A 25,958-nucleotide genomic window follows, 5' to 3' on the forward strand; every position below is an offset into this window, starting at 1 on the left:
CATGATCTCAGCGCTGGTGACGGATGCGTGGGTTGGCGAAGCCGTAGAGGATATCCACCACGAAGTTCACCAGGATCACCAGGCAGGCGATCAACAGGATGCCGTTCTGCACCACCGGGTAGTCCCGCGCGCCAATGGCTTCGATCAGCCATTTGCCGATGCCGGGCCAGGAGAAGATGGTTTCGGTCAAAACCGCACCGGCCAACAGCGTGCCGACTTGCAGGCCGACCACGGTCAATACCGGGATCAGTGCGTTACGCAGGCCGTGCACGAACACCACGCGCGCCGGCGACAGGCCTTTGGCCTTGGCGGTGCGGATGTAGTCTTCGCGCAGCACTTCGAGCATCGACGAACGGGTCATCCGTGCGATCACCGCCAGCGGAATGGTACCGAGCACGATGGCCGGCAGGATCAGGTGGTGCAGGGCATCCCAGAACGCGTCCGGCTCGTCAGCCAGCAGGGTGTCGATCAGCATGAAGCCGGTGCGCGGCTCGATGTCGTAAAGCAGGTCGATACGCCCGGACACCGGGGTCCAGCCCAGGCTGACCGAGAAGAACATGATCAGGATCAGGCCCCACCAGAAGATCGGCATCGAGTATCCCGCGAGGGAGATGCCCATCACCCCATGGTCGAACAGGGATCCTCGTTTAAGCGCCGCGATCACCCCGGCCAACAGGCCCAGGATACCGGCGAACAACAGGGCGGCCATGGACAGTTCCAGGGTCGCCGGGAAGAGGGCGGTGAATTCAGTCCACACGCTGGTGCGGGTACGCAGCGATTCGCCAAGGTCACCCTGGGCCAGTTTGCCGACGTAATCCAGGTATTGCGCATACAGCGGCTTGTTAAGACCAAGGCGTTCCATTGCCTGTGCGTGCATCTCGGGGTCGACGCGCCGCTCGCCCATCATGACTTCGACGGGGTCGCCAGGGATCATGCGAATCAACGCAAACGTGAGCAACGTTATGCCGAAAAACGTGGGGATCAATAACCCCAGTCGGCGGGCAATAAAACTAAACATCTTGTCGTGTACCTCAATCAGCCGGTTAGGCAGGTCCGGCGCCGTCAATAGCGACGGCGCCGAGCGTTTTTCTTATTTACTTCACCTGGGTGGTGGCGAAGTTATTTGTACCCAGAGGGCTTTGGGTGAAGCCTTCTACGTTCTTGCGCATGGCGGTGAACAGTTTCGGGTAAGCCATGGGAAGCCATGGTTGGTCCTTATCGAAAACGTCCTGTGCTTGTTCATAGAGTGCAGCGCGCTGGGCGGGTTCAGCGATGGCGCGAGCTTTGTCGATCAAGTCTTGAAACTCTTTGTTACACCAGCGGGCGTAGTTTTCGCCGTTTTTCGCTGCATCGCAACTCAGGTTCGGGGTCAGGAAATTGTCCGGGTCGCCGTTATCACCCACCCACCCAGCCGAAACCATGTCGTGCTCGCCGTTTTTAGCACGCTTGAGCATTTCGCCCCATTCCATGACTTTGATATTCACCTTCAGGCCGATCTGCGCCAGGTCCGCCTGCATGCGCTGTGCGCCGAGCATCGGGTTAGGGTTGGTCGGGCCGCCGCCGTTGCGGGTGAACAGGGTGAACTCGGTGCCTTCCGGTACGCCGGCTTCCTTGAGCAGCGCGCGGGCTTTGTCCAGATCGCGGGGCGGGTTCTTCAGTTTTTCGTTGAAACCCAGCAAGGTCGGCGGATAAGGGCCGGTGCCCACCACCGCATTGCCTTTGCCGAACAGGGCTTCGGTATAGCCGGCCTTGTCGAACGCAATGTTGATCGCGTGACGGACCCGCGCATCGCTCATGTATTTGTGCGTGGTGTTCAACGCGGTGTAGCTGGTGGTCATCGCCGCCAGTTCGTCGACTTTCAGGTTCGGGTCTTTCTTGATGCTTGGAATGTCATCGGGCTTGGGAAACAACGCGATCTGACATTCGTTGGCCTTGAGCTTCTGCAGGCGCACGTTGTTATCGGTGCTGATCGCCAGGATCAACGGGTCGACTGCCGGTTTGCCACGGAAGTAGTCGGGGTTGGCCTTGAACCGCGCCTGGGCGTCTTTCTGGTAGCGGGTGAAGACGAACGGGCCCGTGCCGATGGGCTTGGCGTTGAGGTCTTCGGTCTTGCCGGATTTGAGCAACTGGTCGGCGTATTCCTTCGAATGGATTGAAGAGAATGCCATGCCCAGGTCGGCCAGGAACGGTGCTTCAGGACGGGTCAGGGTAAAGACGACGGTGTGATCGTCAGTCTTTTCTACGCTCTTGAGCAGTTCCTTGAAGCCCATGCTTTCGAAGTACGGGTAACCCACGAGGGACTTTTTATGCCACGGGTGATTCGGGTCCAGCTGACGCTGGAAACTCCAAAGCACGTCGTCGGCGTTCATGTTGCGCGTGGGTTTGAAGTAATCGGTGGTGTGGAACTTGATATCGTCACGCAGGTGAAAGGTGTAGGTCAGGCCATCGGCGCTGATCTCGGGCAAGTCTTTGGCCAGCGCGGGAACCACTTCGGTAGTGCCGGGCTTGAAGTCCACCAGGCGGTTGAACATGGTTTCAGCCGCGGCGTCAGCGGTCACGGCCGTGGTGTACAAGACCGGGTCAAAACCTTCCGGGCTGGCTTCGGTGCAGACCACCAGTGGTTTGGCCGAAACGCCGATCGCCACGCTCAACAGCGCGGCAGCCATAGCGGCTTGTAGCGGGAGCATTTTCATTCAGAGCCCTCTGCAATCGATGGGACCAGACAAGCGTAGACGGCGGGCTCGTCCTGAGCCCGCCGTCTACCTGGCGCTAATTAAAGAATGTTGAATGGGATGGTAGTAACCAGGCGGAATTCGCGCAGGTTGCCGTCAGACTGGTTTTCGCTGGCGCGGTGCGTCACGTAGGTGGCGCGAACAGTAGTCGCTTTCAGAGGACCGCTCTGGATCGCATAGGAAGAACCAATGCCGTATTCCTGGTGGTGTTCGCCGTTCTGGGCCTGGATGCCGTTGTAGGCGAAGTCTTTCACGCCGTTGTCGCCACGGTAGTGAGTCCCGTCAATGCCCCAGCCGCGTGCCGAGTAGATGTTGAACTTCAGGCCTGGAACGCCGTATTCGGCCATGTTGATGGCGTAGGCAACCTGGAAGGACTTCTCGTTTGGACCGTTGAAGTCAGAGGTCAGGGAGTTGGCCAGGTAGATGCCGTTGGTTTCGTGCAGGTAGTCGAAGTACTCGTTACCGTTCACTTCCTGGTACGAGAAGGTCAGGCTATGAGCTTGGTGAGTCAGGCCGAGCGACAGCGAGTAGGTATCGTTGTCGATTTCGCCCATCAACTTTTTGCCTTCGTCGACGGTCTTGTAGTAGTTCAGGCCTGTGGTCAGGCTCAGTACCTGGCTGTCACCCAGTTCATGGGTAGCGCCGAAGTAGTACTGGTTCCAGAAGTCTTTGACGTTAGCGGCGAAGACGCTGGTTTTCAGGCTTTTCAGCGGCTGGTAGTTGAAGCCCAGGGTGTAGACCTTGTCGGTCTCAACGCCGCTGCTGCTGTACTCACTGCGGAATTTCGACAGGCTTTGTTCGGTACGTGGCGAAACGCGGTCAAACACGCCACCTTGGAACGACAGGTTGCTGAATTCTTCGCTGTTGAAGCTCACACCTTCAAAGCTCGAAGGCAGCGCACGGTTGCCGATGGTGTCCATGATGCCGCTGCTGAAGTTCTGGCGACCGGCGGTCAAGGTCGTGTTCGAAACACGGAACTTGACGTTGGCCAGGCCCAGTTTGCTCCATTGGCCTACGGCGTCACCGTAAGTGTGGGCCAGGGTGCGGTTGGAGCCGCCAGCGATATCTTTTTGATCATCGATCAACGCGATGTAGTTATAGGCCGCCACTTCGGTGGCCACGCCAACGGTGCCCTGGGTGAAGCCCGAGGAGTAGTTGAGGATGGTGCCTTGGGCCCAGTTGTAACGGCGGGAAACGTTGGTTTTTACATCTGCGGCTTTATCGGCGGCATTTTTGTAGTAACCGAATTTCTGACCACGAAATTTCATTTCGTTGGAGTACCAGTTACGCGTGGTACCGCCCAGGCTTTGACCGTCGATAAAGCCTTTGGCCTCACTTTGGGCGCTGGTGCCGGCCAAAGTGGTCGGAACGAAGTCCTGGCTGGTGGTTTCAGCGTAGGCGGTAGCCGTGATGCTGCTGATGGCCAGGGCCAGAAGCGCTTTGCTGCTCAGTTTCATGAATGAAGCTCCTTTGGTTCTCTTTTTAATGCCGGTCTTTTTTGGTGATCCGGCTATTGGGTGTGTAACTCGTTCAAGCTCATGCAAACGTTTGGCGTAGGAAAAATCCCAACAAAAGGCCGCGCGTTTGCAGCAAGGCGGGGCCCGCCCTGCGCAATCCGGTTAATTTCTTATGGGGTGATACTGACGCCCGAGAACACGTTGCGGCCGAAGGGGCTCACTTTGAAACCTTCGACTTTGGCGCTTAACGGCTGGTTGACCGTCGAGTGGGCGACTGGCGTGATGGGCACCTGCTGCTTGAGCAGTTGCTGCGCCTGTTTGTACAGAACAGTCCTTTGTTCGCGGTCGGTCACGACCTTGGCTTGCTTGATCAGCTTGTCGTACGCCGGGTCACACCACATGGAGTAGTTGTTCCCGCCGATGGCGTCGCAGCTGTAGAGAGTGCCCAGCCAGTTGTCCGGGTCACCGTTGTCACCGGTCCAGCCGATCAGGCTGACATCGTGCTCACCGTTCTTGGTGCGCTTGATGTACTCGCCCCATTCGTAGCTGACGATCTTGACCTTGAGGCCGATCTTGGCCCAGTCGCTTTGCAGCATCTCGGCCATCAGCTTGGCGTTGGGGTTGTACGGACGTTGCACCGGCATCGCCCACAGGGTGATCTCGGTACCTTCCTTCACCCCGGCAGCCTTGAGCAGTTCCTTGGCTTTTTCCGGGTTGTAGGCGGCGTCCTTGATGCTGTCGTCGTAGGACCACTGCGTCGGTGGCATGGCGTTGACCGCCAATTGCCCCGCGCCCTGGTACACGGCGTTGAGAATGCTCTGCTTGTTCACCGCCATGTCCAGCGCCTGGCGCACTTCGAGCTGGTCGAACGGCTTGTGGCGCACGTTGTAGGCAATGTAGCCGAGGTTGAAGCCGGGCTTGGTCAGCAGTTTCAGGTTCGGGTCGGCCTTGAGGGCGTCGACATCAGCTGGGCGCGGATGCAGGGTGACCTGGCATTCGCCGGCCTTGAGTTTCTGCACCCGCACCGAAGCGTCGGTGTTGATGGCGAAGATCAGTTGGTCCAGCTTGACCCGGCTCGGGTCCCAGTACTGTTTGTTGGCCACATAGCGGATCTGCGAGTCTTTCTGATACCGCTGGAACACAAAGGGGCCAGTGCCGATCGGCTTCTGGTTGATGTCGCTGGGCTTGCCGGCCTTGAGCAATTGCTCGGCATATTCAGCCGACAGGATCGCGGCGAAACTCATGGCGATGTTTTGGATGAACGCGGCGTCGACCGTATTCAGGGTCATCACCACGGTGTGCGGGTCGGTTTTTTCGACCTTGGCAATGTTCTTGTTCAGGCTCATCCCGTTGAAGTAGGGGAACTCGGTGGGGTAGGCCTTGCGAAACGGATGGTCGGGGTCAAGCATGCGGTTGAAGGTAAACAGCACGTCGTCGGCGTTGAAGTCCCGCGTCGGCTTGAATTCCTTGTTGCTGTGGAATTTCACCCCTTCACGCAGGTGAAAAGTATAGGTCATGCCATCTGGCGAAATATCCCACTTGGTTGCCAACGCAGGTACGACACCGGTCTCGCCCTTTTCAAACTCAACCAGGCGGTTGTACAGCGGCTCGGCCGCGTCGTTGTCGGTGGCGGTGGTGTATTGCGCAGTATCAAAGCCTGCCGGGCTGCCTTCCGAGCAGAACACCAGGCTCCGCTTGTCGGCGGCGTGGCCCATCGTGGCCACAGCCAGCAGGCTGGTGGCAAACATTGCGGATAGAACGGTGGTATGGCGCATGACGATCCCGATCCTTGTTTGTAGTTGTCATCAGCGAGCAACCACCCGGGCGTTCGGCCAAGGTGACATCGCTGATCCCATACGCAGCAAGTGCCTTTCCGCATTTGGAGACTCTGCTGTCCTACGACGTTATGGGTCGCGGAGCTGGCAGTAAATGCACCAAATCGGATTGACCTTGTAGGCAACGGCGTCACGCATCGCAATTCGTTGCTGTAGGACGCAACGATTGCGAGCGTGGTCTGTTTCCTACGGTCCAGGCGGATGCAATAACGGCGACGTTAAGAAACGTCGCCGTCAATGATCCTTACTTGCCGCTGACGCTCACGCCGTAGAAGGAGTTCAAGCCAAACGGGCTGATCTTGAAGTCCTGCACGGTGGAACGCATGGGTTGATACACCGTCGAGTGCGCGATAGGTGTCATCGGGACAGCATCTTTGAGGATATGTTGCGCCTGCTTATACAGCTCGGTGCGTTTGGCGACGTCCGACGTAGCCTTGGCTTCTTTCACGATGCCGTCGAATTTCTTGTCGCACCATTTGGAGAAGTTGTTACCGGACAGCGAGTCGCAGCCGAACAGCACGTTCAGCCAGTTGTCCGGGTCACCATTGTCACCGCTCCAACCAATGATCATGGCCTGGTTCTCGCCACCTTTGGAGCGCTTGATGTACTCGCCCCACTCGTAGCTGGTGATCTTCACGTTGAGACCGATCTTCTTCCAGTCGTTCTGCAGCATTTCAGCCATCAGCTTGGCGTTCGGGTTGTACGGACGCTGAACCGGCATGGCCCACAGAACGATTTCGGTACCTTCCTTGATGCCCGCTTCCTTGAGCAGCGACTTGGCTTTCTCAGGGTCGTACTTGGCATCCTTGATGGTGGTGTCGTACGACCATTGGGTCGGTGGCATGGCGTTGACAGCCAGCTGGCCGGCGCCCTGGTAGACGGAGTCGATGATCTGCTGCTTGTTCACCGACATGTCCAGCGCCTGGCGTACGCGCAGGTCGGCCAGTGGGTTTGGCTGGTCGCTGCCCTTGACCTTGTCCATGACGTTGTAAGCGATGTAGCCCAGGTTGAAACCGGCCTGGTGCGGCAGTTTCAGGTCCTTGTCATCGCCCAGCGCCTTGAGGTCGGCCGGACGTGGGAACAGGGTGATCTGGCATTCGTTTTTCTTGAGTTTCTGGATACGCACCGACGGGTCGGTAGTGATAGCGAAGATCAGGTTGTCGATCTTCACGTCTTCAGGTTTCCAGTAGTCCTTGTTGCCGGTGTAACGGATGTTCGAGTCTTTCTGGTAGCTCTTGAACACGAACGGGCCAGTGCCGATCGGCTTCTGGTTGATGTCCGCAGGCTTGCCTTCCTTGAGCAGTTGAGCGGCGTATTCAGCCGACTGGATCGAGGCGAAGCTCATTGCCAGGTTCTGGATGAAAGCGGCGTCCACGGTGCCAAGGGTGAACTTGACAGTGTGCTCGTCGACTTTCTCGATGTTCTTGATGTTGGTGTCCATCCCCATGTCCGTGAAGTACGGGAACTCGGTGGGGTAGGCTTTGCGGAACGGATCGTCCTTGTTGATCATGCGATTGAACGTGAACAGTACGTCATCGGCATTGAAGGTACGGGTCGGCTTGAAGTACGAAGTGGTGTGGAACTTGACGCCATCACGCAGGTGAAAGGTGTAGGTCAAGCCATCCGGGGACACGTCCCAGCTGGTGGCGAGCCCAGGAATCACAGCGGTACCGCCGCGTTCGAACTGGGTCAGGCGGTTGAACATGGTTTCGGCCGAGGCATCGAAGTCTGTTCCGGTGGTGTACTGGCCTGGGTCGAAACCGGCCGGGCTCCCTTCGGAGCAGAACACCAGGTTAGTCGCCGCTTGGGCGAAAGGAGCTGCGGCCATAAGGCCAGCGCTAACAATTAACGGAATGACTGCGTGTTTAAGCATGTTGGCCTCATGATTTGTTGTCATTTTTGGTGGTGAGGGCGACCTCGTGAGTCGGCCTGCGGATACTTATGCAGGCGCCATACCCATTGCAAGATGCTGAACCGTCGCGAGGCTGAAACAGTGGTACGAACGTACAGGAATGTCGCAATTATGAAAGTTTGTACATATTTGCGCATATTTTGAGGGTTTTTTCGGTGCAGGAGGTGCACCAAAAATGACCAACCGAGGCGTCTAGCGCACTCGGTTGGGGCGTTGCTGTTACTTATCTAGACTCACGCCATAGAACGGCGTCAGCCCAAAGGGGCTGATCTTGAAGTCTTTGACTTCCTTGCGCAGCGGCTGGAAAACCGTCGAGTTCGCAATAGGCGTTATAGGTACTTGTTCCTTAAGGATTTTCTGTGCCTGTTGATACCACTTGATGCGCTGTTCGCGGTCGTTGCTGACCTTGGCCTGCTGCACGAGTTTGTCGTAGGCCGGGTTACACCATTTGGCGTAGTTGCTGCCCTTGACCGCAGCACAACTGTAGAGCACGCCGAGCCAGTTATCCGGGTCACCGTTGTCGCCGGTCCAGCCATAAATCATCGCGTCATGCTCGCCATTTTTGGCGCGTTTGATGTATTCGCCCCACTCATAACTGACGATATTGGCCTTGATGCCGACCTTTTCCCAATCCTGCTGGATCATTTGTGCCGACATGCGCGCGTTCGGGTTGGACGCGCGTTGTACGGTCATTGCCCACAGGTTGACGGTGGTACCGGGTGCAACCCCTGCTTCTTTTAGTAGCGCCTTGGCCTTGGTCGGGTCATAGGGTGCATCCTTGATGGTGGGGTCATAAGACCACTGCGCCGGAGGGAGGGCATTCTGCGCCAATTGTCCGGCGCTCTGGTACACGGCCTTGATGATCGCCGGCTTGTCGATGGCCATGTCCAGGGCCTGACGCACCTTGAGCTGATCAAGTGGTGGGTGGGTCACGTTATAGGCCAGGAAACCCAGGTTGAAACCGGCTTGTTGCAGCACATGCAGGTTCGGGTCCTGCTTCATCACCTCGATATCTGCAGGGCGCGGGTAACCGCTGACCTGGCATTCGCCGGCCTTGAGCTTCTGCAGGCGCGACGCCGCATCCGGGGTGATGGCAAACACCAGGTTGTCGAGCTTCACGTCCTCGGGTTTCCAATACTGTTTATTGGCCACGTAACGGATCTGCGAATCCTTCTGGTAGCGCTTGAACACGAACGGCCCGGTGCCCACCGGTTTCTGGTTGATCTCTTCGGCCTTGCCTTGCTTGAGCAGTTGCGCGGCGTACTCGGCGGACTGCACCGAGGCGAAGCTCATGGCCAGGTTCTGGACGAACGACGCATCGACGTTGTTCAGGTTGAACCGCACGGTGTGGTCATCGAGTTTGTCGACGCTCTTGATCGTGGTGTTCAACCCCATGTCGGTGAAGTACGGCGACTCGGAGGGGTAGGCCTGGCGAAATGGGCTTTGCGCATCGAGCAGGCGATTGAAGGTAAACAGCACATCATCCGCGTTGAAATCGCGGGTAGGGCTGAAGAAATCGGTGGTGTGGAACTTGACGCCATCGCGCAGGTGGAAGGTGTAGGTCAGGCCGTCTTGGGAGATATCCCAGCTTGTCGCCAGGCCAGGTTCGACTTCGGTGCCGCCGCGCTTGAACTGGGTCAGGCGGTTGAACACGGTTTCGGCGGACGCATCGAAATCGGTGCCGCTGGTGTACTGGCTGGGGTCGAAACCGGCGGGGCTGGCTTCGGAACAGTAGACCAGGGTACTGGCCGCCTGGGCCAGCGGCATGCAGGCCAGCAGGCCGGCAGCGAGGAGGAGCGGTTTTAAGGCGATTCTTTCCATGGAGACCCCTGAAGTGGCAGGCATATGTAAGCTGCCCAAACGAAAACGGCGCTACCGAGGGTAACGCCGTTCAGGTTTATCAGGTAGGGGTCACGGCATCTGCACTTCAATCACGCCATCGGCGCTCATGTTGACTTGGCTGGTGCCGGCTTCCACTTCTGGCGTAGGTGCCGAATCGGCCATGGCGGCTTTCATCATCATGCCGCCACGGGCATAGGGCATCGGGTAGCCGTTGGTGTTGAAGTTCAGGTTGACGATCTTGTAACCCTTGCCACCCAACGCATCGGTGGCCAATTGTGCGCGTGCTTTGAACGCGGCGACCGCATCTTTGAGCAGCGCATCTTCGCTGGACTTACGCGTAGCGTCGGCGATGGAGAACTCCATGTTGTCCATTTTCAGGGTGCTCTGCAGTTCGCCGGTGAGCTTGGACAGCGCCGGGAAGTCTGCGCTTTCCAGGCGCAGTTCGGCGCGTTCACGCCAGCCGGTGATTTTCTGGTTCTTGCTGTCGTAGATCGGGTAGCTGTTGCGGCTGCCCTGGCGCAGGGTCACGCCTTTGACTTCACGGGCCTGGCCCAGGGCCTTGTTCATGGTGGTGGTGATTTCGGCGGCGAGCTTGGCCGGGTCGCTGTTCTGGGATTCGGTGTACAGGGTCACGATCATCTTGTCGCGGGCCACCTCCTGGCTGACCTCGGCGCGCAGGGAAATCTGGTTGTAGTTCAGTGCGTCAGCGGCCAGTGCTGGCAGGCTGACCAGAGTGCCGACGCTGAGGGTGAGGGCGGCTGCACTGCGAGTGAAACGAGACATGGAAGCTCCTTGAGATAGTCGTGTTCGGTATGACTGTAGACGGTGACATCGGGTTCTTCGGGTTTACACATTCGCTACAAGTTGTGGTGATGCCGACGAACGGTCATTTGCCTGGCCTGCGGCAAAGAGCCACACGCGCCGTGCCAGCTTGCCTGCTTCGTTTATACTCCTGCCGATCCGCCTGCAGCGCTCACCGGGAGAGCACATGCTCGCCGCCGTAAAACTGACTTCCGCCACTCGCCAGAACCTCTGGCGCCTGACGTTCATCCGTACCTTGGTACTGGCCGCACAGGCCGGCTCCGTTGGGCTCGCCTATTGGTTCGACTTGCTGCCGCTGCCGTGGCTGCAACTGGGTGTGACCCTGGGTTTCTCCACCGTGCTCTGTGCGTTTACCGCGATCCGGTTGCGCACCACCTGGCCGGTGACCGAGCTGGAATACGCCCTGCAACTGGCCTGCGACCTGTTTATCCACAGTGTGTTGCTGTATTTCTCCGGCGGTTCCACCAATCCGTTTGTTTCGTATTACCTGGTGCCCCTGACCATCGCCGCGGTGACGTTGCCGTGGCGCTACTCGGTGGTGCTGTCGGGCATCGCCTTGACGCTTTACACCTTGCTGCTGGCACGGTTCTACCCGCTGCAAACCTTTCCGATTGCCCGGGAAAACCTGCAGATCTACGGCATGTGGCTGAGTTTTGCCCTGTCCGCCGCAGTGATCACGTTCTTCGCCGCGCGCATGGCCGAAGAACTGCGCCGCCAGGAAGAATTGCGCGCCATTCGCCGTGAAGAAGGCCTGCGCGACCAGCAGTTGCTGGCCGTTGCCACCCAGGCTGCCGGCGCCGCCCATGAACTGGGCACACCTTTGGCCACCATGAGCGTGCTGCTCAACGAAATGACCCAGGACCATCACGACCCGGCGCTGCAGGAAGATCTCGGCGTGCTGCGCGAACAGGTCAAGCAATGCAAGCAGACGTTGCAGCAACTGGTACGCGCCGCCGAAGCCAATCGCCGCCTGGCAGTGGAGATGCAGGACGTGACCCTGTGGCTCGACGAAGCCCTGAACCGCTGGCACCTGATGCGTCCCGAAGCCAGTTACCGTTTCCACCTGCTGGGCCAGGGCAGCGTGCCGCGCATGGCGCCGCCACCGGATCTGACCCAGGCGCTGCTCAACCTGCTGAACAATGCGGCCGACGCCTGCCCCGACGGCCTGGGCGTGCAATTGGACTGGGACGCCGAAGACGTGACCATCAGCATTCGCGACCACGGCGCGGGTGTGCCGCTGGCCATTGCCGAGCAGATCGGCAAACCCTTCTTTACCACCAAGGGCAAAGGCTTCGGCCTCGGCCTGTTTTTGAGCAAGGCCAGCGTGACCCGCGCGGGCGGCTCAGTGAAGCTCTATAGTCATGAGGAAGGTGGCACGCTCACCGAGCTGCGCCTGCCCCGTGTCGCACGAGGAGATATCGATGAGTGACGAGATCCAAGTCGAAGGCGAAGAACTGCCGCACCTGTTGCTGGTAGATGACGACGCCACCTTTACCCGCGTGATGGCGCGCGCCATGAGCCGTCGCGGTTTCCGTGTCAGCACTGCAGGGTCTGCCGAGGAGGGCTTCACCATCGCCCAGGCCGACCTGCCGGACTACGCGGCGCTCGACCTGAAAATGGACGGCGACTCCGGCCTGGTGCTGCTGCCCAAGCTGCTGGAGCTCGACCCGGAAATGCGCGTGGTGATCCTCACCGGTTACTCCAGCATTGCCACGGCCGTCGAGGCGATCAAGCGCGGCGCCTGCAACTACCTGTGCAAACCGGCGGACGCCGACGACGTACTGGCGGCCTTGCTCTCCGAGCACGCCGACCTGGACACCCTGGTGCCGGAAAACCCGATGTCGGTGGACCGCCTGCAGTGGGAACACATCCAGCGCGTGCTGACCGAGCACGAAGGCAACATCTCCGCCACTGCCCGCGCCCTGGGCATGCACCGCCGTACCTTGCAGCGCAAGCTGCAGAAGCGCCCGGTCCGCCGCTGAGCCTGATCTGAACAACAGCTGAACAAGCTGCTTCAGGCCGCACGGAGTCCCGAACCGATCCACTATGATCGGTTCGAAAGCGTGTCATCTTTTTCCTACCGAGCCTGAACGATGAATCCGAACGCTGAGTACTCCGCGGTCAACGACGCGGTGCGTGGGCAATTCTTCCGCCGCACCTGGGCGATGATCACGCCCTATTGGCGCAGTGAAGAGAAGGGCAAGGCCTGGTTGTTGCTGGCGGTGGTGATCGGTTTGTCGCTGTTCAGCGTGGCGATCTCCGTGTGGCTCAACCACTGGTACAAGGATTTTTACAACGCCCTGGAGAACAAGGACACCGCCGCCTTCTGGCAACAGATCGGCTATTTCTGCGGCATCGCCACCGTGGCGATTCTTGGCGCGGTGTACCGTCTCTATTTGACACAGATGCTGACCATTCGCTGGCGGGCGTGGTTGACCGAAAAGTATTTTGCACGGTGGCTGGGCCACAAGAATTACTACCAGCTGGAGCAGGGCGGCTACACCGATAACCCTGACCAGCGGATTTCCGAAGACCTCAATAGCTTTACCTCGAACACCTTGAGCCTTGGCCTAGGCCTGCTGCGCAATGTGGTGAGCCTGGTGTCGTTCTCGATCATCCTGTGGGGCGTGTCGGGCAGCATCGACGTCTTCGGTATCACTATTCCAGGCTACATGTTCTGGTGTGCCTTGGTTTACGCGGCAGTCGGCAGCTGGTTGACCCATCTGATCGGTCGCCGTTTGATCGGCTTGAGCAACCAACAACAACGTTTCGAAGCAGACCTGCGTTTTTCGATGGTGCGGGTGCGGGAGAACGCCGAAAGTATCGCCCTGTACAACGGCGAGCCCAACGAGAATCAACGCTTGAGTGCTCGCTTCGGGAAGGTCTGGCATAACTACTGGGACATCATGAAGGTGTCCAAGCGCCTGACGTTTTTCACTGCCGGTTACGAACAGATTGCCACCGTGTTTGCGTTTATCGTGGCAGCACCGCGCTATTTCTCCGGCAAGATCGAGTTGGGTGAGCTGATGCAAATCAACTCGGCGTTCGGCAACGTGCAAGGCAACTTCAGCTGGTTTATCAGCGCGTACTCGGACCTGGCCGGCTGGCGCGCGACCAGTGACCGTCTGCTGAGCTTTCAGCAGGCCATGCGTGACAACGAGCAACGTCCAGCGGCCATCGATGTATGCGTCGAGGGCGAACGCCTGGTGGTGCAGGGGCTGGGCATGGATCTGGTCGATGGCCGCCACCTGCTGACCGACGCCCATATGATCGTTGAGCCGGGGCAGCGTGTGATGCTCAGTGGCCGTTCCGGCAGCGGCAAAAGTACCTTGTTGCGCGCGATGGGGCATCTCTGGCCCGCCGGCCACGGCAGCATTCGTCTACCGGCCAAGCGTTACCTGTTCCTGCCACAAAAGCCCTACTTGCCGATCGGCACGCTGAAGGCCGTATTGAGTTATCCACAGGACGACAGCGTCTACCCGGCAGAACGTTATGCACAGGTCCTGGAAACCTGCCGCCTGCCTCATCTGGTCGGCCGGCTGGAGGAAGCCAACCACTGGCAGCGCATGCTCTCGCCGGGCGAGCAGCAACGCCTGGCTTTTGCCCGTGCCTTGTTGTTCGCGCCGCAATGGCTGTACATGGACGAAGCCACGTCGGCGATGGATGAAGAGGATGAAGCGACGCTGTATCAGGCGTTGATCGATGAGTTGCCGGGGCTGAGCATCGTCAGCGTCGGCCATCGCAGCAGCCTCAAGCGCTTCCATGGGCGGCATGTGCGCATCGAGGGTGGGCGCTTGCAAGAACAGCAATTGGCGTAAGGTCAAACTCGGTCAATGCGGGGGCGGGCTTGCTCGCGAATAGGGTCTATCAGTTACCGATGTGCTGACTGACCCACCGCTTTCGCAAGCAAGCCCGCTCCCCCATTTGATTGATGTTGTTTGTGAGACTCACAAAAAAGCCCGGCTGATCATCGATCAGCCGGGCTTTTTAGTGTTTGAGAATCAGGTTACTTCTTCAAACCGTAATGCTCATCCAGCATGCCTGGAGCGTTCGGCGTTTTTGGCGCGTAGTCCCGTGGTGGCTCCTGGTTTTCCCGTGGCGGGGTCAGGCGTTCCCGTGGGGTTTGCGGTGCATCGGAATGCAGCGCGGCCAGCAGGCGCTGACGGGTGATGTCGTCGAGGGCCAGGCGGTTGGCGCCATCGGCGAGGTGATCCTGTACTTCCTGGTAGCTCTGGGTGAGCTTCTTGACCAGGGTCGCGGTGCTGTTGAAGTGGGTAACAACCTCGTTCTGATAACTGTCAAAACGTTCCTGAATGTCATCCAACTGACGCTGCGTGCGGTTAGGCGCGGCATTCGGCAGCAAGCGAGCAACCAGGAAACCAATGGCGACACCGGCAACCAGGGCAAGAGTCGGCAACAACCAAACTAAGAGCGAGTGTTCCACGAGTCCTTCCTCTATAAACGGCTTTGCTTTACGTTAACGGCTCAAACCTGCGCTGTATACCGCGATTAAGCTCGCAATGATGCCATGCACAGACTTTTAGCTAGACGAGTCGACCCTTTGTGAGGTCACGGAGTTCATCTCTTGCTCATGCGTGAAACCCCCGTTTTGATCGATGGCCCGGTAGGCCAATTGGAAGCCTTGTACCTGGATCACCCCGAGCCACGTGGCCTGGCGCTGATCTGCCACCCCAACCCGGTGCAAGGCGGGACCATGCTCAATAAAGTTGTATCGACCCTGCAACGCACCGCTCGCGATGCCGGTTTGATTACCTTGCGTTTCAATTACCGTGGCGTTGGCGCGAGCGCCGGCACCCACGATATGAGCACCGGCGAAGTGGATGACGCCGAAGCGGCCGCCACTTGGCTGCGGGAAAAACACCCGGACCTGCCGATCACCTTGCTCGGTTTTTCCTTCGGTGGCTACGTCGCTGCCAGCCTCGGCGGGCGCTTGGAAGCCAAGGGTGAAAAACTGTCACATTTGTTCATGGTTGCGGCGGCGGTGATGCGTCTTCGCGATACCGATGCGCTTCCCCAGGGCTGCCCATTGACGCTGATCCAGCCGGAAACCGACGAAGTGGTCGACCCGCAGACCGTCTACGCTTGGTCCGCCGCCTTGAATCGCCCCCATGAGCTGCTGAAAGTGGCAGAATGCGGACACTTTTTTCACGGCAAGCTCACCGATCTGAAGGATCTGGTGCTGCCGCGACTTTCGAATTGATAGCAGTCTGATAAGCGATTACCCATGACGACTCGTACCCGTATCCTCACCGGCATCACCACCACCGGCACGCCGCACCTGGGCAACTACGCCGGTGCGATCCGCCCGGCGATCCTTGCCAGCCAGGACGCCAATGCCGACTCCTTTTACTTCCTGGCCGACTACCACGCCCTGATCAAATGCGATGACCCGCAGCGCATCCAGCGTTCGCGCATGGAAATCGCCGCGACCTGGCTGGCCGGTGGCCTGGACGTGAACCGGGTGACCTTCTACCGCCAGTCCGACATCCCGGAAATCCCCGAGCTGACCTGGCTGCTCACTTGCGTTGCCGCCAAGGGCCTGCTCAACCGCGCCCATGCGTACAAGGCCTCGGTAGACAAGAACGTGGAAGCCGGCGAAGACCCGGATGCGGGCATCAGCATGGGCCTCTACAGCTACCCGGTGCTGATGGCGGCGGACATCCTGATGTTCAACGCGCACAAGGTGCCGGTGGGTCGCGACCAGATCCAGCACGTGGAAATGGCCCGCGACATCGGCCAGCGCTTCAACCACCTGTTCGGTAACGGTAAAGAATTCTTCACCATGCCCGAGGCGTTGATCGAAGAAAGCGTCGCCACCTTGCCGGGCCTGGATGGTCGCAAGATGTCCAAGAGCTATGACAACACCATTCCGTTGTTCACCAGCGCCAAGGACATGAAGGACGCGATCTCGCGCATCGTCACCGACTCCCGCGCGCCGGGCGAAGCCAAGGACCCGGACAATTCGCACCTGTTCACCCTGTACCAGGCGTTTGCCAGCAAGGCCCAGGAAGAAGAGTTCCGTGCCGAACTGCTGCAAGGGCTGGGCTGGGGCGAGGCGAAGAATCGTCTGTTCCAACTGCTGGACGGCCAGCTTGGCGAAGCCCGCGAGCGTTACCATCAATTGATGTCGCGCCCGTCGGACATGGAAGACCTGCTGCTGGTCGGCGCCAACAAGGCCCGTGCCGTGGCGGCACCTTTCCTGGCCGAGCTGCGCGAGGCGGTAGGCCTGCGTTCGTTCGTCAACCCGATCGCAGCGCCGGTCGCGACCAAGAAGAAAGCTGCAAAAGCCGCGCGCTTCGTGAGCTTCCGTGAAGACGACGGCAGCTTCCGCTTCCGCCTGCTGGCGGCCGAGGGTGAGCAACTGCTGCTGTCGCGAAACTTTGCTGACGGTAAAGCGGCGGGCGCGGTGACCAAGCAACTGCAAAGCGGCGATGGGCTGGACGTACGCACCGAGGCCCTGAGCTTCAGTGTATGGCTGGACGGCGCCGCAGTGGCCGACAGCGCCGAGTTCGCCGACGAAGCGTCCCGTGATGCTGCCATCGCCGCTCTGCGCGTTGCGTTGACCCCCCTCGAGGATTAACCCGACCAAGGGTTGATTGCCATTATCCGGGGCCGTCGTTACAGTGACGGCCCGTTTTTGTTGCCTTGCTAACGAAATTATGACGCCCCTAGAACGATATCAAGCTGATCTGAAACGCCCTGAATTCTTCCATGACGCGGCCCAGGAAACGGCGGTGCGTCATTTGCAGCGCCTGTACGACGACCTGGTTGCGGCCTCGCAAAGCAAGCCGGGGATGCTCAGCAAGCTGTTTGGCAAGAAAGACCATACGCCGGTCAAGGGCCTGTATTTCTGGGGCGGCGTGGGGCGGGGCAAGACTTACCTGGTCGACACGTTCTTCGAAGCGTTGCCGTTCAAGGAAAAAGTACGGACGCACTTCCACCGCTTCATGAAGCGCGTGCACGAAGAGATGAAGACCCTGCCGGGCGAGAAAAACCCGCTGACCATCATCGCCAAGCGCTTCTCCGAAGAAGCCCGGGTGATCTGCTTCGATGAGTTCTTCGTCTCCGACATCACCGATGCCATGATCCTCGGCACCCTGATGGAAGAGCTGTTCAAGAACGGCGTGACCCTGGTCGCCACCTCGAACATCGTGCCCGACGGCTTGTACAAGGACGGCCTGCAGCGCGCGCGCTTCCTGCCGGCCATTGCGCTGATCAAGCAGAACACCGAAATCGTCAACGTCGACAGCGGCGTCGACTACCGCCTGCGTCACCTGGAGCAAGCGGAGCTGTTCCACTTCCCGCTGAACGAAGCGGCGCACGAAAGCCTGAAGAAGAGCTTCCGCGCCCTCACGCCGGAATGCACCCAGGCGGTGGAAAACGACAAGCTGATGATCGAGAACCGCGAAATCATCGCGCTGCGTACTTGCGATGACGTGGCTTGGTTCGAATTCCGCCAGCTGTGCGACGGCCCGCGTAGCCAGAACGACTACATCGAACTGGGCAAGATCTTCCATGCGGTGATCTTGAGCGGCGTGGAGCAGATGAGCGTGACCACCGACGACATCGCACGACGTTTTATCAACATGGTCGACGAGTTCTACGACCGTAACGTCAAGCTGATCATTTCGGCGGAAGTCGAGCTGAAGGATCTGTACACCGGCGGGCGCTTGAACTTCGAGTTCCAGCGCACGCTGAGTCGCTTGCTGGAAATGCAGTCCCACGAGTTCCTGTCGCGCGGGCACAAACCTTAGCAGCAACCCAACACAAATGTGGGAGGGGGCTTGCCCCCGATAGCGGTGGTTCAGTCAATATCTACAGTGACTGACACGCTGCCATCGGGGGCAAGCCCCCTCCCACATTTTGGTTTCTGTGCACCCTTGGTTACGCGGCTTGCTGGAGTTACGCGGCCTGCTGGAATTGCTGGCGGTACTGGTTTGGCGACAGTTCGGTGTGCTGTCGGAACAGCCTGGCAAAGAAACTCGCATCGTCATAACCCACTTCATAACTGATGGTCTTGATGCTCTTGCGGCTGCCCGAGAGCAATCCCTTGGCCGTCTCGATGCGCAGACGTTGCAGGTAATGCAGCGGCTTGTCGCCGGTAGCGGTCTGGAAGCGACGCATGAAATTGCGAATGCTCATGCCGTGTTCCCGGGCCACGTCTTCGAAGCGGAATTTGTCGGCGAAGTGCTCTTCGAGCCAATGCTGGATCTGCAGGATGATCACGTCCTGGTGTAACTTCTGCCCGCCAAACCCAATGCGTCCAGGCGAATAGCTGCGCTGCACTTCGTAGAGAATGTCGCGGGCCACCGCCTGGGCGATGTTGGCGCCGCAGAAGCGTTCGATCAGGTAGATATAGAGGTCGCACGCCGAGGTGGTGCCGCCGGCGCAATACAGGTTGTCGGCGTCGGTGAGGTGCTTGTCCTGGTTGAGCTGTACCTGGGGAAAGCGTTCGGTGAACGCGTTGAAGAAGCGCCAATAGGTGGTCGCTTCCTTGCCATCGAGCAGGCCGGCTTCGGCCAGCCAGAACACCCCGGTGGCTTCGCCGCACAACACGGCGCCGCGTGCGTGTTGCGCACGTAACCATGGCAGCACCTGGGGGTAGCGGGTGCAGAGGGCGTCGAAGTCATCCCAGAAAGCCGGTAGCACGATGATGTCGGCGTCTTCCAGGCCGCCGTCCACCGGCATGATCACATCGCTGAAGCTGCGCACCGATTGCCCGTCGGGGCTGACCAGGCGCGTTTCAAACGCGGGGGTCAGGCCCAGGCCTTGCTGTTTGCCGTACCGCAGGCTGGCGAGGTGGAAGAAATCCTTGGCTTGCATGAGGGTTGAAGCGAATACCCGATCAATGGCCAAAATGCTGACGCGCCGCAACGGCGTGGAGATTTGGTTAGACATAATTTCATTTATTCTTATAGGGGAAAGTGGTCACCAGACGGCTGGATCGTCTTATTTTTTGTCGCATGTGTCCAGTGTCCCGTGATGCCTTCGCGGCATAGTCTCTGTGGGCTCGTCCTTGTCCGACAATCCACGCAGGTGACCCATGATTCCCAGAACCTTGTTCAGCCCGGAACACGAACTCTTCCGCGAGAGCGTGCGCACCTTCCTCGAAAAAGATGCCGCGCCGTTTCATGGACACTGGGAGAAGCAGGGCTATATCGACCGTCGCTTATGGAACAAGGCCGGGGAGGCGGGCATGCTGTGTTCCCATCTGCCGGAGGAATATGGCGGGCTGGGTGCGGACTTTCTCTACAGCGCGGTGGTCATTGAAGAGATCAGCCGGCTGGGCCTGACCGGTATCGGTTTTTCCCTGCATTCGGACATTGTTGCGCCGTACATCCTGCATTACGGCAGTGAGGCGCTGAAGCACAAATATTTGCCCAAGCTGATCTCCGGCGAAATGGTCACGGCCATTGCCATGACCGAGCCGGGCGCCGGTTCCGACCTGCAAGGCGTGAAGACCACGGCGGTGCTGGACGGTGACGAATACGTGATCAATGGCTCCAAGACCTTCATTACCAATGGCTATCTCGCGGAGTTGGTGATTGTGGTAGCCAAGACCGATCCCAAGGCTGGCGCGAAGGGCACCAGCCTGTTTCTGGTGGAGGCCGACACGCCGGGCTTCGACAAAGGCAAGCGCCTGGAGAAAGTCGGCATGAAAGCCCAGGACACGTCGGAGCTGTTCTTCCAGGATGTGCGGGTGCCCAAGGAAAACCTGCTGGGCCAGGCCGGCATGGGCTTCGCGTATTTGATGCAGGAGTTGCCCCAGGAGCGACTGACGGTAGCGATTGGCGCGTTGTCATCCGCCGAGGCAGCGCTGGAGTGGACCCTGGAATACACCCGCGAGCGTAAGGCATTCGGCAAGGCGATTGCGGATTTCCAGAACACTCGCTTCAAGTTGGCGGAAATGGCCACCGAGATTCAGATTGGCCGTGTGTTCGTCGACAAATGCATGGCGCTGCACCTGGAAGGCAAGCTGGATGTGCCCACGGCGGCGATGGCCAAGTATTGGGCCACGGACTTGCAATGCAAGGTGCTCGATGAGTGCGTGCAGTTGCACGGCGGCTACGGCTTTATGTGGGAATACCCGATTGCACGGGCGTGGGCGGATGCGCGGGTGCAGCGGATCTACGCGGGGACCAACGAGATCATGAAGGAGATCATTGCGCGGGCGCTTTGACCTTTAGTCTTGTTGAAGGCCTCTTCGCGGGCAAGCCCGCTCCCACACTTTGATTTGTGAATACATTCAAATGTGGGAGCGGGCTTGCCCGCGAAGGCGGCTTAAGGGTCCATCAAGGCGCTGGGTTCGGATGATCCTTCTGAATCGCCTCAATCCCTTCCAAAACCTCTTTCGAGAGTTTCAGGTCGGCACTGGCAATGTTGCTGTCCAGTTGCTCCAGGCTGGTGGCGCCAATGATGTTGCTGGTCACGAACGGCTGCTGGGTCACGAACGCGAGCGCCATCTGCGCCGGGTCCAGGCCGTGTTCCCGTGCCAACGCCACATAACGGCTGCACGCCGCTTCCGACTGCGGGTTGAAGTAACGGCTGAAGCGGCTGTACTCGGTCAACCGGGCCTTGGCCGGGCGTGCGCCACCTTCGTATTTGCCACTGAGCATGCCAAACGCCAGCGGCGAATACGCCAGCAGGCCGCACTGTTCACGAATCGCGACTTCCGCCAAACCTACCTCAAAGCTACGGTTGAGCAGGTTGTAGGGATTCTGGATCGACACCGCACGGCTCCAGCCACGGGCTTCGGCCAGTGCCAGGAATTTCATGGTGCCCCATGGGGTTTCGTTGGACAGGCCGATGTGGCGAATCTTGCCCGCCTTGACTTGCTCGTCCAGCGCTTCGAGGGTTTCCTCCAGCGGGGTGAGATCGTCTTCGTCCTTGTGCTTGTAGCTCAGTTGGCCGAAGAAATTGGTGCTGCGTTCCGGCCAGTGCAACTGGTAGAGGTCGATCCAGTCGGTCTGCAAGCGTTTGAGGCTGGCATCCAGGGCGTCGACGATGTGCTTGCGGTTGTGGCGCAGGTGGCCATCGCGGATATAGTCGATGGTGTTGCCGGGGCCGGCGATCTTGCTCGCCAGGACCCAGTCGGCACGGTCGCCACGACTTTTGAAGTAATTGCCGATGTAACGCTCGGTGGTGGCATAGGTGTCGGCCTTGGGCGGCACCGGGTACATTTCCGCCGTGTCGAGGAAGTTGATCCCCGCGGCCTTGGCCCGCTCGATCTGTGCGAAGGCCTCTGCCTCGCTGTTCTGCTCGCCCCAGGTCATGGTGCCCAAGGCTATCGCGCTCACGTTCAGATCCGTACGGCCCAGCTGTCGATAATCCATCGGGTACTCCTTCAGGGAAAACAATCATAAAAGCAGGTTGAATTTTTTTTCGCAATCTGCATAATTGCCCACCTCTTTCTGCAGTGGAAGTGATGCGCCGCCTGCCGAAGAATCTTGCCGTTGAACGGACGCGCCGACCCGAGCCCCCGATAGCGTCTGTATCCGGCTGCCTTTGACTTGTCAAAGTACGCACTATTCAGTAAGATCCGCCGTCTAATTTACAGGGCGGCCCCTGAGGCTATTAAAGAATGACAACTTTTACTGCAAAACCGGAAACAGTTCAGCGCGACTGGTTTGTCGTCGACGCCGCTGGTCAGACCCTGGGTCGTCTGGCCACTGAAGTCGCCAGCCGTCTGCGTGGCAAGCACAAGCCTGAGTACACCCCTCACGTTGACACCGGTGACTACATCGTGATCATCAACGCTGAGCAGGTTCGTGTAACCGGCAACAAAGCAAGCGACAAAATGTACTACCGTCACTCCGGTTTCCCAGGCGGTATCAAGTCTTCCAACTTCGAAGGCCTGATTGCCAAGAAGCCTGAAGCCCCGATCGAAATCGCGGTCAAAGGCATGCTGCCTAAGGGCCCACTGGGTCGCGATATGTTTCGCAAGCTGAAAGTCTATGCGGGCGCTGTACACCCTCATGCTGCTCAGCAGCCCCAAGAACTGAAGTTTTAACGGAATAGTTCATTATGTCGGCGACTCAAAATTACGGCACTGGCCGTCGCAAAACCGCAACCGCTCGCGTTTTCCTGCGTCCGGGTACTGGTAACATCTCGATCAACAACCGCTCCCTGGACAACTTCTTCGGCCGCGAAACTGCCCGCATGGTAGTTCGTCAGCCGCTGGAATTGACCGAGACCGTTGAAAAGTTCGACATCTACGTCACCGTTATCGGTGGCGGTGTAAGTGGTCAAGCTGGCGCAATCCGCCACGGTATCACTCGCGCTCTGATGCAGTACGACGAAACCCTGCGTGGCGCTCTGCGCAAAGCTGGCTTCGTGACTCGCGATGCCCGTGAAGTTGAACGTAAGAAAGTCGGTCTGCGTAAAGCGCGTAAGCGTCCGCAGTACTCGAAGCGTTAATTCGCTTTACGTTCCACAGAAACGCCCAGCCCCTTCGCGGAGCTGGGCGTTTTTTATTGCCTGCGATTTATGCATAAATTTGTGCGTGACAACTTGCCACATCCGTAGACCCCCTATACTACAAGGCCTGGAGGCTGAGCTCCCGGCAATTCCCTTGTCATACGTGGGGCTTTTCATTACCATCCGTCAAAATTTTTATAAGTAAAGATTCAACACTTAGTAGACGCCTGATTTAACAGGCCAAAAAGCTGATGGGAGAGGACTGAATGAGCAATGACGGCGTGAATGCAGGCCGGCGTCGCTTCTTGGTAGCAGCCACATCCGTGGTGGGTGCTGCAGGAGCGGTGGGGGCTGCGGTCCCGTTCGTGGGGTCATGGTTTCCCAGTGCCAAGGCGAAAGCCGCAGGTGCACCGGTGAAGGTGAATATCAGCAAGATCGAGCCAGGGCAGCAGATGATTGCTGAATGGCGCGGCCAGCCGGTCTTCATTGTTCGTCGTACCGAGGAAATCCTGGGGAATCTCAAAAAGATCGAAGGCCAGTTGTCTGACCCTCAATCCGAGAAGTCCGACCAACCCGCCTACGCCAAGAATGAAGTGCGTTCGATCAAGCCGGAGATCCTGCTACTGGTCGGTCTCTGTACCCACCTGGGTTGCTCGCCTACCTTCCGCCCGGAAGTGGCCCCTGTCGACCTGGGCAAGGATTGGGTCGGCGGTTATTTCTGCCCCTGCCACGGCTCCCACTACGACCTCGCTGGCCGCGTCTACAAATCCCAGCCTGCTCCCTTGAACCTGCCGGTTCCTCCGCACACCTACGAAACTGACGACCTCATTGTCATTGGCCTCGATAAGGAGAACGCGTGATGAGCAAGTTCATGGATTGGGTGGATGCGCGCTTCCCCGCCACTAAAATGTGGGAAGACCATCTCAGCAAATATTACGCGCCAAAAAACTTCAACTTCTTTTACTTCTTCGGCTCCCTGGCACTGCTGGTGCTGGTCAACCAGATCGTCACCGGCGTCTGGCTGACGATGAGCTACACCCCGTCGGCGGAAGAGGCGTTTGCTTCGGTCGAGTACATCATGCGTGACGTCGAGTACGGCTCGATCCTGCGCCTGCTGCACTCCACGGGCGCGTCGGCGTTCTTTATCGTCGTCTACCTGCACATGTTCCGCGGCCTGCTCTATGGCTCGTACCAGAAGCCCCGCGAGCTGGTGTGGGTGTTCGGCATGCTGATCTACCTGGCGCTGATGGCTGAAGCCTTCATGGGCTACCTGCTGCCCTGGGGCCAGATGTCGTACTGGGGCGCCCAGGTGATCATCTCGCTGTTCGGTGCGATCCCGGTGATCGGCAACGACCTGACCCAGTGGATCCGGGGTGACTACCTGATCTCGGGCATCACCCTGAACCGCTTCTTTGCCCTGCACGTGGTGGCCTTGCCGATCGTGATCCTGGGCCTGGTGGTACTGCACATCCTGGCGCTGCACGAGGTGGGTTCCAACAACCCGGATGGCGTGGACATCAAGAAGCACAAGGACGAAAACGGCATCCCGCTGGATGGCATTCCGTTCCACCCTTACTACACCGTGAAAGACATTGTCGGCGTGGTGGTGTTCCTGTTCGTGTTCTGCTCGATCGTGTTCTTTTTCCCGGAGATGGGCGGTTATTTCCTGGAGAAACCTAACTTCGAACAGGCCAACGCCTTCAAGACACCTGAGCACATTGCCCCCGTCTGGTACTTCACACCGTTCTACGCGATCTTGCGGGCGATCCCCGACAAGCTCATGGGCGTGATTGCCATGGGCGCGGCCATTGCGGTGCTGTTCGTGTTGCCTTGGCTTGACCGCAGCCCGGTCAAATCCATGCGCTACAAGGGCTGGCTAAGCAAGATCTGGCTGTGGGTGTTCTGCATTGCATTCGTGATCCTGGGTGTACTCGGTGTCTTGGCGCCGACTCCAGAGCGTACGCTGCTGTCGCAGGTCTGCACCTTCCTGTACTTCGCCTACTTCATTCTGATGCCGTTCTATACCCGGCTCGAGAAGACCAAACCGGTTCCGGAAAGGGTGACTGGCTGATGAAAAAATTATTCGTTGCATTGATGCTTGCGGCACTGCCGCTACTGTCCTTCGCTGCCGAGCATGGCGGACCGGAGCTGGAAAAAGTCGATATTGACGTGTCTGACAAGGCTGCCATGCAGGATGGCGCGCGCACGTTCGCCAACTATTGCATGGGCTGCCACAGCGCCAAGTTCCAGCGTTACGAGCGTGTTGCCGATGACCTTGGCATCCCCCATGAAATGATGCTGGAAAAGCTGGTGTTCACGGGCGCCAAGATCGGCGACCACATGACCATCGGCATGAAGCCTGCAGACGCCAAGACCTGGTTCGGCGCAGCGCCGCCTGACTTGACCCTGGTAGCCCGTGTGCGGGGTACCGATTGGCTCTACGGCTACCTGAAATCCTTCTACGAAGACCCGGCACGTCCGTATGGCGTGAACAACCGTGTGTTCCCGAACGTCGGCATGCCTAACGTTCTGGTCGGCCTGCAAGGCAAGCAAGTGGTAGGATGCAAGCAGATCCAGGTCGTTGAAGACGGCAAGAAGCAATACGATCCGTTGACCGGCACACCTTTGACTCATGAAGCGTGCGATCAACTGAAGATAGAAACCCCAGGTTCGTTGACAGACGAGCAGTTCGACGAGAAGGTCAAGAACCTCGTGACCTTCCTGGCCTACTCGGCCAATCCGGTCAAACTGGAGCATCAGCGCATCGGTACGTATGTGTTGCTGTACCTGGCCTTCTTCTTCGTATTCGCCTATCTGCTCAAACGCGAATACTGGAAGGATGTGCATTGATCCAACTGTAAGCAATTGCTGTTAATCTTGCGCGCCCAGCGGCATCTCTGACGTAGCGATCGGTTGAACC

Annotated in this window: 22 protein-coding genes; 12 read left to right on the top strand and 10 right to left on the bottom strand. The window is 58.7% G+C overall.

The features are described 5' to 3' along the window. Window positions 1-7: 7 nt before the first annotated feature. From BMZ57_RS06745 to BMZ57_RS06775, 7 genes are all read right to left on the bottom strand, one after another. Window positions 8-1,018 (bottom strand): ABC transporter permease subunit, encoded by a 1,011-nt coding sequence (locus tag BMZ57_RS06745; protein WP_003171721.1) that lies wholly within the window; start codon window positions 1,016-1,018, stop codon window positions 8-10. 76 nt (window positions 1,019-1,094) lie between these two features. Continuing rightward, window positions 1,095-2,693 carry an ABC transporter substrate-binding protein gene (locus BMZ57_RS06750; protein ID WP_010213190.1) on the bottom strand — a complete coding sequence of 533 codons (1,599 nt, stop codon included), beginning with the start codon at window positions 2,691-2,693 and terminating at the stop codon, window positions 1,095-1,097. Between the two features lie 80 nt (window positions 2,694-2,773). Next, window positions 2,774-4,189 (bottom strand): OprD family outer membrane porin, encoded by a 1,416-nt coding sequence (locus BMZ57_RS06755; protein WP_010213189.1) that lies wholly within the window; start codon window positions 4,187-4,189, stop codon window positions 2,774-2,776. Between the two features lie 170 nt (window positions 4,190-4,359). Continuing rightward, a complete protein-coding gene (locus BMZ57_RS06760; protein WP_370737437.1) occupies window positions 4,360-5,937 on the bottom strand; it encodes an ABC transporter substrate-binding protein in 1,578 nt (525 codons plus the stop codon). Window positions 5,938-6,268: 331 nt separating this feature from the next. Further along, complete coding sequence (locus tag BMZ57_RS06765; protein WP_010213186.1) at window positions 6,269-7,897, bottom strand: ABC transporter substrate-binding protein; 1,629 nt, start codon at window positions 7,895-7,897, stop codon at window positions 6,269-6,271. 258 nt (window positions 7,898-8,155) lie between these two features. After that, window positions 8,156-9,757 (bottom strand): ABC transporter substrate-binding protein, encoded by a 1,602-nt coding sequence (locus BMZ57_RS06770; RefSeq protein WP_010213185.1) that lies wholly within the window; start codon window positions 9,755-9,757, stop codon window positions 8,156-8,158. A gap of 90 nt (window positions 9,758-9,847) precedes the next feature. Next, on the bottom strand, window positions 9,848-10,561 hold the full coding sequence (locus BMZ57_RS06775; RefSeq protein ID WP_010213182.1) for an SIMPL domain-containing protein: 714 nt from the start codon (window positions 10,559-10,561) through the stop codon (window positions 9,848-9,850). Window positions 10,562-10,766: 205 nt separating this feature from the next. On the opposite strand from BMZ57_RS06775, the gene BMZ57_RS06780 reads away from it, so the two are divergent. The 3 genes from BMZ57_RS06780 to BMZ57_RS06790 all read left to right on the top strand — a co-directional run bounded on the left by BMZ57_RS06780 (window position 10,767) and on the right by BMZ57_RS06790 (window position 14,418). Then, window positions 10,767-12,029, top strand: a complete 1,263-nt coding sequence (locus tag BMZ57_RS06780; RefSeq protein WP_021491896.1) for an ATP-binding protein — start codon at window positions 10,767-10,769, stop codon at window positions 12,027-12,029. Next, complete coding sequence (locus BMZ57_RS06785) at window positions 12,022-12,582, top strand: response regulator transcription factor (protein WP_010213178.1); 561 nt, start codon at window positions 12,022-12,024, stop codon at window positions 12,580-12,582. The genes BMZ57_RS06780 and BMZ57_RS06785 overlap by 8 nt, the downstream gene beginning before the upstream one ends. 111 nt (window positions 12,583-12,693) lie before the next feature. Beyond that, window positions 12,694-14,418 carry an ABC transporter ATP-binding protein/permease gene (locus BMZ57_RS06790; protein ID WP_021491895.1) on the top strand — a complete coding sequence of 575 codons (1,725 nt, stop codon included), beginning with the start codon at window positions 12,694-12,696 and terminating at the stop codon, window positions 14,416-14,418. A 188-nt stretch (window positions 14,419-14,606) separates the two neighbouring features. On the opposite strand, the gene BMZ57_RS06795 is transcribed toward BMZ57_RS06790, so the two are convergent. Next, the gene (locus BMZ57_RS06795; RefSeq protein ID WP_003171734.1) at window positions 14,607-15,044 is read right to left on the bottom strand and encodes a Z-ring associated ZapG family protein; all 438 of its coding nucleotides are present in this window, start codon (window positions 15,042-15,044) and stop codon (window positions 14,607-14,609) included. Between the two features lie 147 nt (window positions 15,045-15,191). Here BMZ57_RS06795 and BMZ57_RS06800 point away from each other — a divergent pair, with 147 nt between their 5' ends. The 3 genes from BMZ57_RS06800 to zapE all read left to right on the top strand — a co-directional run bounded on the left by BMZ57_RS06800 (window position 15,192) and on the right by zapE (window position 18,375). Then, window positions 15,192-15,821, top strand: coding sequence for an alpha/beta hydrolase (locus BMZ57_RS06800; RefSeq protein WP_021491894.1), 630 nt, complete (start codon window positions 15,192-15,194; stop codon window positions 15,819-15,821). 24 nt (window positions 15,822-15,845) lie between these two features. Further along, window positions 15,846-17,201, top strand: coding sequence for a tryptophan--tRNA ligase (locus tag BMZ57_RS06805; RefSeq protein ID WP_010213173.1), 1,356 nt, complete (start codon window positions 15,846-15,848; stop codon window positions 17,199-17,201). Window positions 17,202-17,280: 79 nt separating this feature from the next. Continuing rightward, window positions 17,281-18,375, top strand: a complete 1,095-nt coding sequence (zapE, locus tag BMZ57_RS06810) for a cell division protein ZapE (protein ID WP_010213172.1) — start codon at window positions 17,281-17,283, stop codon at window positions 18,373-18,375. A gap of 148 nt (window positions 18,376-18,523) precedes the next feature. Here the strand turns inward: zapE and BMZ57_RS06815 are convergent, their stop codons facing one another. Beyond that, the gene (locus BMZ57_RS06815) at window positions 18,524-19,444 is read right to left on the bottom strand and encodes a GlxA family transcriptional regulator (protein WP_175439681.1); all 921 of its coding nucleotides are present in this window, start codon (window positions 19,442-19,444) and stop codon (window positions 18,524-18,526) included. A gap of 220 nt (window positions 19,445-19,664) precedes the next feature. Between BMZ57_RS06815 and BMZ57_RS06820 the strand changes: the two genes are divergently transcribed. Continuing rightward, the gene (locus BMZ57_RS06820; RefSeq protein WP_010213169.1) at window positions 19,665-20,801 is read left to right on the top strand and encodes an acyl-CoA dehydrogenase family protein; all 1,137 of its coding nucleotides are present in this window, start codon (window positions 19,665-19,667) and stop codon (window positions 20,799-20,801) included. Between the two features lie 112 nt (window positions 20,802-20,913). Here the strand turns inward: BMZ57_RS06820 and BMZ57_RS06825 are convergent, their stop codons facing one another. Next, a complete protein-coding gene (locus tag BMZ57_RS06825; protein ID WP_021491892.1) occupies window positions 20,914-21,954 on the bottom strand; it encodes an NADP(H)-dependent aldo-keto reductase in 1,041 nt (346 codons plus the stop codon). Between the two features lie 248 nt (window positions 21,955-22,202). On the opposite strand from BMZ57_RS06825, the gene rplM reads away from it, so the two are divergent. From rplM to BMZ57_RS06850, 5 genes are all read left to right on the top strand, one after another. After that, window positions 22,203-22,631, top strand: coding sequence for a 50S ribosomal protein L13 (gene rplM, locus BMZ57_RS06830; protein WP_003188508.1), 429 nt, complete (start codon window positions 22,203-22,205; stop codon window positions 22,629-22,631). A gap of 14 nt (window positions 22,632-22,645) precedes the next feature. Continuing rightward, window positions 22,646-23,038, top strand: a complete 393-nt coding sequence (gene rpsI, locus BMZ57_RS06835; protein ID WP_002555064.1) for a 30S ribosomal protein S9 — start codon at window positions 22,646-22,648, stop codon at window positions 23,036-23,038. Between the two features lie 266 nt (window positions 23,039-23,304). Beyond that, the gene (gene petA, locus BMZ57_RS06840) at window positions 23,305-23,898 is read left to right on the top strand and encodes a ubiquinol-cytochrome c reductase iron-sulfur subunit (RefSeq protein WP_010213167.1); all 594 of its coding nucleotides are present in this window, start codon (window positions 23,305-23,307) and stop codon (window positions 23,896-23,898) included. Beyond that, window positions 23,898-25,109 carry a cytochrome b gene (locus BMZ57_RS06845; protein ID WP_003171746.1) on the top strand — a complete coding sequence of 404 codons (1,212 nt, stop codon included), beginning with the start codon at window positions 23,898-23,900 and terminating at the stop codon, window positions 25,107-25,109. The genes petA and BMZ57_RS06845 overlap by 1 nt, the downstream gene beginning before the upstream one ends. Then, on the top strand, window positions 25,109-25,888 hold the full coding sequence (locus BMZ57_RS06850) for a cytochrome c1 (protein ID WP_010213166.1): 780 nt from the start codon (window positions 25,109-25,111) through the stop codon (window positions 25,886-25,888). The genes BMZ57_RS06845 and BMZ57_RS06850 overlap by 1 nt, the downstream gene beginning before the upstream one ends. Window positions 25,889-25,958 lie beyond the last annotated feature (70 nt).

Source organism: Pseudomonas simiae (assembly GCF_900111895.1).
Lineage (GTDB): Bacteria > Pseudomonadota > Gammaproteobacteria > Pseudomonadales > Pseudomonadaceae > Aquipseudomonas > Aquipseudomonas simiae.

Excerpts from the sequence above, each read along its gene's own strand:
- BMZ57_RS06745 (WP_003171721.1), bottom strand. The coding sequence starts at position 1,018 with ATGTTTAGTTTTATTGCCCGCCGACTGGGGTTATTGATCCCCACGTTT.
- BMZ57_RS06750 (WP_010213190.1), bottom strand. The coding sequence starts at position 2,693 with ATGAAAATGCTCCCGCTACAAGCCGCTATGGCTGCCGCGCTGTTGAGC.
- BMZ57_RS06755 (WP_010213189.1), bottom strand. The coding sequence starts at position 4,189 with ATGAAACTGAGCAGCAAAGCGCTTCTGGCCCTGGCCATCAGCAGCATC.
- BMZ57_RS06760 (WP_370737437.1), bottom strand. The coding sequence starts at position 5,937 with ATGTTTGCCACCAGCCTGCTGGCTGTGGCCACGATGGGCCACGCCGCC.
- BMZ57_RS06765 (WP_010213186.1), bottom strand. The coding sequence starts at position 7,897 with ATGCTTAAACACGCAGTCATTCCGTTAATTGTTAGCGCTGGCCTTATG.
- BMZ57_RS06770 (WP_010213185.1), bottom strand. The coding sequence starts at position 9,757 with ATGGAAAGAATCGCCTTAAAACCGCTCCTCCTCGCTGCCGGCCTGCTG.
- BMZ57_RS06775 (WP_010213182.1), bottom strand. The coding sequence starts at position 10,561 with ATGTCTCGTTTCACTCGCAGTGCAGCCGCCCTCACCCTCAGCGTCGGC.
- BMZ57_RS06780 (WP_021491896.1), top strand. The coding sequence starts at position 10,767 with ATGCTCGCCGCCGTAAAACTGACTTCCGCCACTCGCCAGAACCTCTGG.
- BMZ57_RS06785 (WP_010213178.1), top strand. The coding sequence starts at position 12,022 with ATGAGTGACGAGATCCAAGTCGAAGGCGAAGAACTGCCGCACCTGTTG.
- BMZ57_RS06790 (WP_021491895.1), top strand. The coding sequence starts at position 12,694 with ATGAATCCGAACGCTGAGTACTCCGCGGTCAACGACGCGGTGCGTGGG.
- BMZ57_RS06800 (WP_021491894.1), top strand. The coding sequence starts at position 15,192 with ATGCGTGAAACCCCCGTTTTGATCGATGGCCCGGTAGGCCAATTGGAA.
- BMZ57_RS06805 (WP_010213173.1), top strand. The coding sequence starts at position 15,846 with ATGACGACTCGTACCCGTATCCTCACCGGCATCACCACCACCGGCACG.
- zapE (WP_010213172.1), top strand. The coding sequence starts at position 17,281 with ATGACGCCCCTAGAACGATATCAAGCTGATCTGAAACGCCCTGAATTC.
- BMZ57_RS06815 (WP_175439681.1), bottom strand. The coding sequence starts at position 19,444 with ATGCAAGCCAAGGATTTCTTCCACCTCGCCAGCCTGCGGTACGGCAAA.
- BMZ57_RS06820 (WP_010213169.1), top strand. The coding sequence starts at position 19,665 with ATGATTCCCAGAACCTTGTTCAGCCCGGAACACGAACTCTTCCGCGAG.
- BMZ57_RS06825 (WP_021491892.1), bottom strand. The coding sequence starts at position 21,954 with ATGGATTATCGACAGCTGGGCCGTACGGATCTGAACGTGAGCGCGATA.
- rplM (WP_003188508.1), top strand. The coding sequence starts at position 22,203 with ATGACAACTTTTACTGCAAAACCGGAAACAGTTCAGCGCGACTGGTTT.
- rpsI (WP_002555064.1), top strand. The coding sequence starts at position 22,646 with ATGTCGGCGACTCAAAATTACGGCACTGGCCGTCGCAAAACCGCAACC.
- petA (WP_010213167.1), top strand. The coding sequence starts at position 23,305 with ATGAGCAATGACGGCGTGAATGCAGGCCGGCGTCGCTTCTTGGTAGCA.
- BMZ57_RS06845 (WP_003171746.1), top strand. The coding sequence starts at position 23,898 with ATGAGCAAGTTCATGGATTGGGTGGATGCGCGCTTCCCCGCCACTAAA.
- BMZ57_RS06850 (WP_010213166.1), top strand. The coding sequence starts at position 25,109 with ATGAAAAAATTATTCGTTGCATTGATGCTTGCGGCACTGCCGCTACTG.